Source organism: Longimicrobium sp. (assembly GCF_036280135.1).
GTDB lineage: Bacteria > Gemmatimonadota > Gemmatimonadetes > Longimicrobiales > Longimicrobiaceae > Longimicrobium.
Genome location: NZ_DASURI010000746.1, coordinates 1 through 7112, shown reverse-complemented (window position 1 = coordinate 7112; position 7112 = coordinate 1). Strand labels below are relative to the sequence as shown.

The window sequence follows — 7112 nt, the reverse complement described above, 5'->3', positions numbered from 1 at the left end:
AGCCCCGCGTGCGAGCCCGACCCGTGGTGTACGATGCAGAACGGCTGCTCGTCCAGCGACTTGCGCATGGCCATCCGGAACGCCTTGGCCAGCGCCTTTCGCTCGCGGTGCAGCGGCAGCGTGTCCGTGATCACGGCAATGGGCTCGTCGACGTGTCGCACACGCTCCAGCGCGGCTTCCATGATCGCCTGCCCGTGGCGGCAGTAGAACTCGAAGGGGTCCCGCATCGCCGGGTGCATGGCATGCTTGTCGGCACGAGCAGGTCCACCTCGAAGCCGCCCACCTCCGCCAGCACGGCGAACACGCGGTCGCGCACGGCCTGCCGGTCGTCCGTGGCGTGAAAGCGCTCCAGCTCCAGCCCCTCGGCCATCAGCGCGTAGCGCAGCCGGGTGAGCGCGGCGCTCAGCGGACCCGGATCGTCCAGCGTAAGCACACCGAAGCACAAATGGCGGGAACCGCTGGACGAAAAGTCCAGGTTGCCCGACTCGTCGAAGAACAGGTACTTCGCCACCCGTGCCTCCTCCTCCCGGACGTCCGAACCCCAGGTCACCTCCGGAGCGGAGGCGGGGGCCGATAGATAACCACGCCGTCCACATTGTTCAAGGTGTACAGAGCGCAAAAAGATCAGCGGAGCCCGTCGTGAGCTCCGCTGATCTTCGTTGATGCGCGATAATGCGGATCGGCCGTCAGCCGGATTCCGCCGTATCGGCGGGGACGACGTCCCGCGCGGGGGCGGGTACGTAGCCGATGCACTGCAGCACGGGTGTGCGCGGATACTTGGGGAAGCGCGGATCGACTTCGGACAGCTGGCACATGTAGAAGCGCGAGCCCTTGCGCGTATCGACGATGCGCACGTTCGCGCACGTCTCGCACAGGCCGGCGGCGGGGGCGTACGGCATCCGCATCACGCGTCGCGTCCCGCCGGACGGGGCTCCGGCTCGCGCGGGCCCCCCGGCCGCAGCGCGCCCGAGAGCGAGTAGCTGAAGTACAGGAACACGGCCCCGAAGCCCAAAAAGATCAGCACGCGGAAGAACGGGTCCAGCCGGTCCAGGTCCACGAAGAACAGCTTGGTGACGGTGGCCAGCAGCGTCCAGATGGCCACGCGCTCGGCCATGGGCCAGTGCCGCCGCATGGCCACCAGCAGCAGCGCGAGCCCCCACGCGCCCCAGGCGATGGTGGCGTAGCCCTGCCCCCGGTCAAAGCCCTGCGCCAGCTCGCGCCAGATCCAGCCCAGCACGGCCACGTGGGCAAAGACGCGGTACGCCAGCATCTCGCCGCGGCCCCGGACCAGGTACGACGCCGCGAACCCCGCGCCGATGGCCGCCAAGTCCGCCCCCACGCGCCGCGGGCTCACGTCGCCGCTCTCCACCAGGCGGAACAGCACCCACGCGCCCACGCCGATGTACGCCTTGTGCGCCAGCCAGCGGATGGCCCGCCCCGCGCCGTACGACGCCAGCAGGTGCAGCGCCAGCGCCTGTCCGGCCAGCGCCACCAGCAGCGCCTCGCCGTCCAGCGCGCCAAAGCAGCCGGCCGGCAGGATCACGGCGCCGGCGAACAGCAGCACGCGGGCAAGGCGGCCGTCTGCCCCGCGCAGCGCCGCAGCGGCCAGCGCGTAGACGAGAGCGACGGCCATCGCCAGCAGGCCCCACGCATCCGGCTTCATCCGCCACGCAAAGCCCGACGTGGCCACGAGCATGGACGGCGCGACGATGGCCACGCCGTACCAGTGCAGGTCGTCCATCCCCCGCCAGCGGCGCTCGTGCGGGCGGCCGTCCGCGTGGGCGCGCTTCGCGGCGTGCGTGGCCAGCACGCGGCGGGCGAGGGGGAGCACGCCCAGCAGCAACCACCCGAACACGGCCGCGCCCTGCATCCACGCGCGCGAGTCCGGCGCGTGCACGCCCGCGCGCGGGCCGTAGTTGATGGCGTACGCGTACGATGCCAGCAGCGTCCACCCGAACGCCATCGACGTCCACAGCACGGTGCGCCAGCCCCGCCGCAGGTACGGGACAACAGTCCAGGCGAGGACGGCGGAGGTGTACAGGGCCAGCCCGCGCGGCGTGGCGTAGGTGATCCCCAGGATCAGCGGCGTGCCCAGGCCACCCACGGCGCCCAGGATGGCCAAGGCCGGCTGCCCCCGCCACAGCGCAAGGCCGAACGCCCCGGCCGTGATGGCAACCATCCCCAAGAACGCCAGCGTGTAGCCGATGAGGGCGTACAGGTTGAACGCCGCCCAGCCGGTGATGTAGAACGTCGCCATGCCGCCGCCCAGCAGGACGGAGGCAAAGCGGCGGCGCTCGTCCATCCGCAGCCCCGCGGCCGTGAGCACGCCGCCCACCGCCGCGCCGAACCCCACGCGCACGGCCGGCGTGAGCCAGCCCATGTCGATGGAGTAGCGAAACAGCAGCGCCACGCCCAGCAGCAGCAGGCCGATGCCCAGCCGGTTGAGCCACGTCTGCCCGTCCCAGGCAAACAGGCCGGACGGCGCCTGGGGCATCCACTCCAGGCCGCGGCCGTGGAGCGACTCGTGGCGGCGGCGCGGGTCCAGCGCCTCCATGTCGGGCCGGCGGCGGGGACTGGCGGCCGCGAGCGCGTCCACGCGCTCCGTCAGCTCGTCGTCAGCCGCGGCAGGCGTGTACGGCGCCGTGACGACGGCCTGCGCGCGCGGACGGGCGTCGAGGTCGTCGCGCTCCGCGTCCGCATCTGCAGACGGAAGGGGCGGCAGACGGCGATGAAGGTCCTCGACCAGGCGCTCCAGGCGCTCCAGCCGGGTCTCCAGGGATGCATCATCCAATCGGCTCATAAGTCCTGCGCTGAACGTCGGACTGGATCCGCTCCTCCGCCTCCACCCACTCGCGCACGCCCGGCGGCATGGGCGGCGACTGCATGGCGTGCCGCGTGGCCGCGACGACCTCCGCCGGGGCCGCGCGCCGCCCGTCCGCGGCCATGAACCGCGCCTTGACGATGGCCACGGCCGCCGTCTCGCCGCCGCGCTCGAATCGCTGCTCCATGTAGAACCAGCGGTCGTCCCAGCACAGCAGCCGCGAGTGCAGCGTAAAGCGCTGGAACAGGTTCAGGGGCCGGCGAAAGCGAACCGTCGCTGACGCCACCACCCCGCCCCACCGCCGCCGGCGCATCTCGCGCACGACGCCCAGGCGCACCAGCAGGTCCACGCGGCCCAGGTCCATGAGCGTGAGAAACCGGCCGTTGTTGAGGTGCAGGTTGGTATCCAGATCGTTGGGCAGCACCCGCAGCGGGACGACGGACTCGTCCAGCGGCCCCAGGCGCGGGCGGCGCAGCGAGCCCAGCAGCACGTACAGCAGCCGGAAGATCAGGTTCACGAACGGGCCTTCGCGCGATGGAAGTGGGCGAAGGTCCGGAATATAGCCCCTCCGGACGGGCAGGTGCAGGGAGGCACCCCGGCAGGGACCGTCCTCTCATCAGCCGGGGGCCGGATCAGCGGCCGCGGCCGGCGATCTCCCACGCGTCCACGACCTCCTCGCCGCGGACGCCGTACAGCCGCTCGTGCAGGTTCACGGAGACGCAGACGTGGTTGGGGACGATGCGCACCCGCTCGCCGATCCGGGGCCGCCAGTCCGTCCCCGACAGGTCGATGATCCCGTGCTCCTCCGACACGCTCTTCACGATGACGTCGGGACGGTCCAGCAGGGCGCCGTAGCCGGTGACGTCCGCGCGGATCTCCTCCTTGGACAGTGCCTTGGCGCCCGCGTCCACGACCACCTGCCCCGGCACGGACGTGGAGACGACGGTGGCCAGGACGGAGTACGCGCACTCGTCCCACGCGCAGGCGCCGATCTCGGCCGTCGTGCGGTCGTTGAAGATGTTGGTCCCCGGCCGCACCTCCGTGAGCCCCTCGATCTCGTGCGAGCGCCAGAACGTGGGCGTGGACCCGCCGCTGACGACGCCCGGCGCCACCCCGGCCGCGTGCAGCGCCTCCAGCGTGCGGCCCACGCGCTCCGAGAGGGCGCGAATGCCGGCGTCCTGCGCCTCCACGCGCATGCGCACGTGGCCGGGGTAGAACATGATGCCGCGGTACTCCACGCCGTCCGTCTCCGCCGCCGCGCGGACGAGGGCCAGGGCATCGTCCGAGGATTGCACGCCCACGCGGCCCATCCCGGCGTCCACCTCCACGAGCACGCCCACGCGCCGCCCCGCCGCGCGCGCCGCCTCCGCCAGCCCCGCCAGCGCCTCGGCTGAATCGAGCCCGACGGTGAGGCGCACGTGCTCCGGCAGGGCCATCAGCCGCTGCAGCTTGGGCCGGCCGATGGGCGGATACGCGAGCAGCAGGTCGTCGACGGCCGTCGCCATGGCCTCCGCCTCGCGCGGCGTGGCGACGGTCACGCCGACGGCGCCCGCGCGCACCTGCGCGGCGGCGAGGGCGGGCGTCTTGTGCGTCTTGGCGTGGGGCCGCCATGCCAGGCCGTGCGCGCGGCAGTACTCCGCCGCACGCTGGAGGTTGGCGTGCATGCGGTCCACGTCCACCACGGCGGCGGGCGTGTCGATGGCGTCGATGGAACGGGGGAGCTCGGTCATCGGGCGCGGCGGTCGAGTGTGGGTTCGATGCCGCAACTTAGGGAACGGCGGAGGGATGCGCGAGGCGTCGGGAGGGCGCCGGCCGATCGGCTGGAAATTGGCAATGGTGTAAAGGAGACGACCCTCTCTGGGGCAGTCCGCGCAGGCGGACTTCGCGACTTTCCAGCGGCGATTTCAATCGCTCCGGCTGCGGCGCTGCGACCTCACGCCGCAATCCGCCATCCACGCGCGCTCACGCTCGAATCCGCTATCCGCGCGGGCTCACATGTGATCCGCCATCCACGCCATCTCACGCTCCGAATCACCCTCCGCGCGGAACCACTTTCGCACTTTCGCACTCCTGCCCTCACGCACTTCCCTTGAACCGCCGCTCGTTCAGGATGGGATCGTTGGGATCCAGGATACCGGGCTTGATCCGGAGGTGCTTGTTCTCGCGCTTGAGGACCAGGTGCTCCTTCATCCGCTGCAGGATGTCGTCGTCCATCTCGTCGCCCGTGGGGGCGGACATCTTGAGGTCGCGCACCTGCTTTTCCACCGGGCGGGCCAGGATCTGGTCCATGTTCTCGGCGAAGAACGACGGCGCGCCCGTCCAGTCGTGGTGCTCGGCCTGCGCGCGGATCACCTCCACGTCCGACGCCAGGTCCTCGGGAAACTCCATCAGCCAGCGCCCGTCGGCGTCGCGCCGGCCCTCCGTCTCCATGAGGATGCGGAACAGCACGCGGTAGTCGGGATCGCCGAAGTCCTCCGGGCCCAGGATCTTGGCCGCCTCCTCGATCCACCGCTCGGAGTGGAACATCATCATCAGCAGGTTGCGCTCGGCGCCCATGCGCACGCGGACCTGCGGGTTGGGGCGCTCGGGCTCGCCGTATCCCCCGCCCCGCCGGTCGCCGAACCCCCGCCGCCGCTCGCCGAACTGCCGGCGCTCGCCGTACTCGCGCCGCTGCCCGTACTGCCCCTGCCCGTACTGCCCCTGCCCGTACTGTCCCTGGCCGTCGCCGTACGGCCGCCCGCCCCCGTACGGCTGCTGCCCCTGCCCCCCGAACTGCCGCTGTCCGCTCCAGTCCTGGAAGGGCGGCTCGTCGTAGTGCCGCGGGGGCTCGTTGGGATACCGGCCGGTGAGGTCCGCCTGGTAGCGCGTGCCGCGCCCGTCGCGCCGGGGCTCGCCCCGCGGATCGAGCGGGACCCGCTGCTCCTCGCTGTCGCCCACCTCCTTCTCCAGCGCGTCCACCGGCACGCCCGTCTTGTCGCTGATGCGCTTGAGGTACAGCCCGCGCACCACGCCGTCGCGCGCCGCGCGGACGGTGGGCAGCAGCACGTCCAGCGCCCGCCGCGTGCCCTTGATGCTGGTGAACAGGCCCTTGCGGTCCAGCAGCTGGACCTTGCGCTCCAGGATGTCGATGGCGTCGTCCAGGTAGCGCCGGAGCGCCGCCTCGCCCTGCGCACGGACGAGCGAGTCGGGGTCCTCGCCCTCGGGGAGGGTGGCGACCAGAACCTCCACGCCGGCCCGCAGCAGCTGGTCGCCGTTGCGGAAGGTGGCCTTGAGGCCGGCCTTGTCGCTGTCGTAAAGGAGGATGGCCCGCGGCGCGAACTGGCCGATGAGCGTGGCCTGCTCGTCCGTCATGGCCGTGCCCAGGGGCGCCACCGCGTGGGGGATGCCGTGCGCGGCCAGCGACACGTAGTCCATGTACCCCTCCACCACCAGCGCCACGCCTTCCTTGCGGATGGCGCCGCGGCTCCACCCCAGGCCGTAGAGCGTGCTGCCCTTGTGGTAGACGGGCGACTCGGGCGAGTTGAGGTACTTGGGCGTGTTCTCGACGGCCTCGAGGATGCGGCCGCCAAAGGCCAGCACGCGCCCGCCCAGGTCCTCGATGGGAAAGATGACGCGGCCGCGAAAGGCGTCGTACGGCTCGCGGCCGGTCTTCTTCGCCTCCTTGACGAGCCCCACGGCCAGCAGGTCGGCGGTGTGGAAGCCTGCCTTGCGCGCGGCTGTCCCGAACTGGTCGAACGACTCCGGCGCCCAGCCCAGGCCAAAGCGCTCGATGGTCTCGGGGATGATGCCGCGGCGGGCCAGGTAGTCGCGGGCCTTTTGCCCGGCGGGCGAGGCCAGCTGGTCGCGGAACCACTTGGCCGCGAAGCCGTTGACCTCGTAGTAGACGAAGTTGGGGTCTTCCTCGCGGTCGCGGCGCTGGTCGCGCTCGTCGGGGATCTCCACGCCCACGCGCGCGGCCACGGCGCGGACGGCTTCCGGGAAGGTCATCCCGGACTGCTTCATGAGAAAGTTGTAGACCGTGCCCGCCTCGCCGCAGACGAAGCACTTGTAGAAGCCCTTGGCGGGGTCCACGGAGAAGTTGGGCCCCTCGCCGCCGTGCAGGGGGCACGGGCCTCGCCACGTCTTCCCGGAGCGCTTGAGGCGCGTGTGCTCCGAGACGACGTCCACGAGGTCGGCGCGCTGCCGGATCTCTTCGACGAGGTGGTCCGGGATGGGCAAGGAACTACGAGTGCGAAAGTGCGAAAGTGCGAAAGTGCGGCAAGGCGCGGGTGCGGGAGTGCGCCCGTGAACC

The 7112-nt window shown here is 71.6% G+C and carries 6 protein-coding genes; all 6 read right to left on the bottom strand.

The window, feature by feature from the left end; genetic code table 11:
* Nucleotides 1-130: 130 nt before the first annotated feature.
* The gene (locus VFZ20_RS24160) at nt 131-511 is read right to left on the bottom strand and encodes a hypothetical protein (RefSeq protein WP_329686521.1); all 381 of its coding nucleotides are present in this window, start codon (nt 509-511) and stop codon (nt 131-133) included.
* A 175-nt stretch (nt 512-686) separates the two neighbouring features.
* Nucleotides 687-899, bottom strand: coding sequence for a hypothetical protein (locus VFZ20_RS24155; RefSeq protein ID WP_329686520.1), 213 nt, complete (start codon nt 897-899; stop codon nt 687-689).
* Nucleotides 900-904: 5 nt separating this feature from the next.
* A complete protein-coding gene (locus VFZ20_RS24150; RefSeq protein WP_329686519.1) occupies nt 905-2791 on the bottom strand; it encodes a DUF2339 domain-containing protein in 1887 nt (628 codons plus the stop codon).
* The gene (locus VFZ20_RS24145; protein WP_329686518.1) at nt 2784-3338 is read right to left on the bottom strand and encodes a thioesterase family protein; all 555 of its coding nucleotides are present in this window, start codon (nt 3336-3338) and stop codon (nt 2784-2786) included. Before VFZ20_RS24145 ends, VFZ20_RS24150 begins: the two co-directional genes overlap by 8 nt.
* Nucleotides 3339-3453: 115 nt before the next feature.
* Nucleotides 3454-4551 (bottom strand): D-TA family PLP-dependent enzyme, encoded by a 1098-nt coding sequence (locus tag VFZ20_RS24140; protein WP_329686517.1) that lies wholly within the window; start codon nt 4549-4551, stop codon nt 3454-3456.
* A gap of 346 nt (nt 4552-4897) precedes the next feature.
* The gene (gene dnaG, locus VFZ20_RS24135; protein ID WP_329686516.1) at nt 4898-7039 is read right to left on the bottom strand and encodes a DNA primase; all 2142 of its coding nucleotides are present in this window, start codon (nt 7037-7039) and stop codon (nt 4898-4900) included.
* Between the last annotated feature and the right edge of the window lie 73 nt (nt 7040-7112).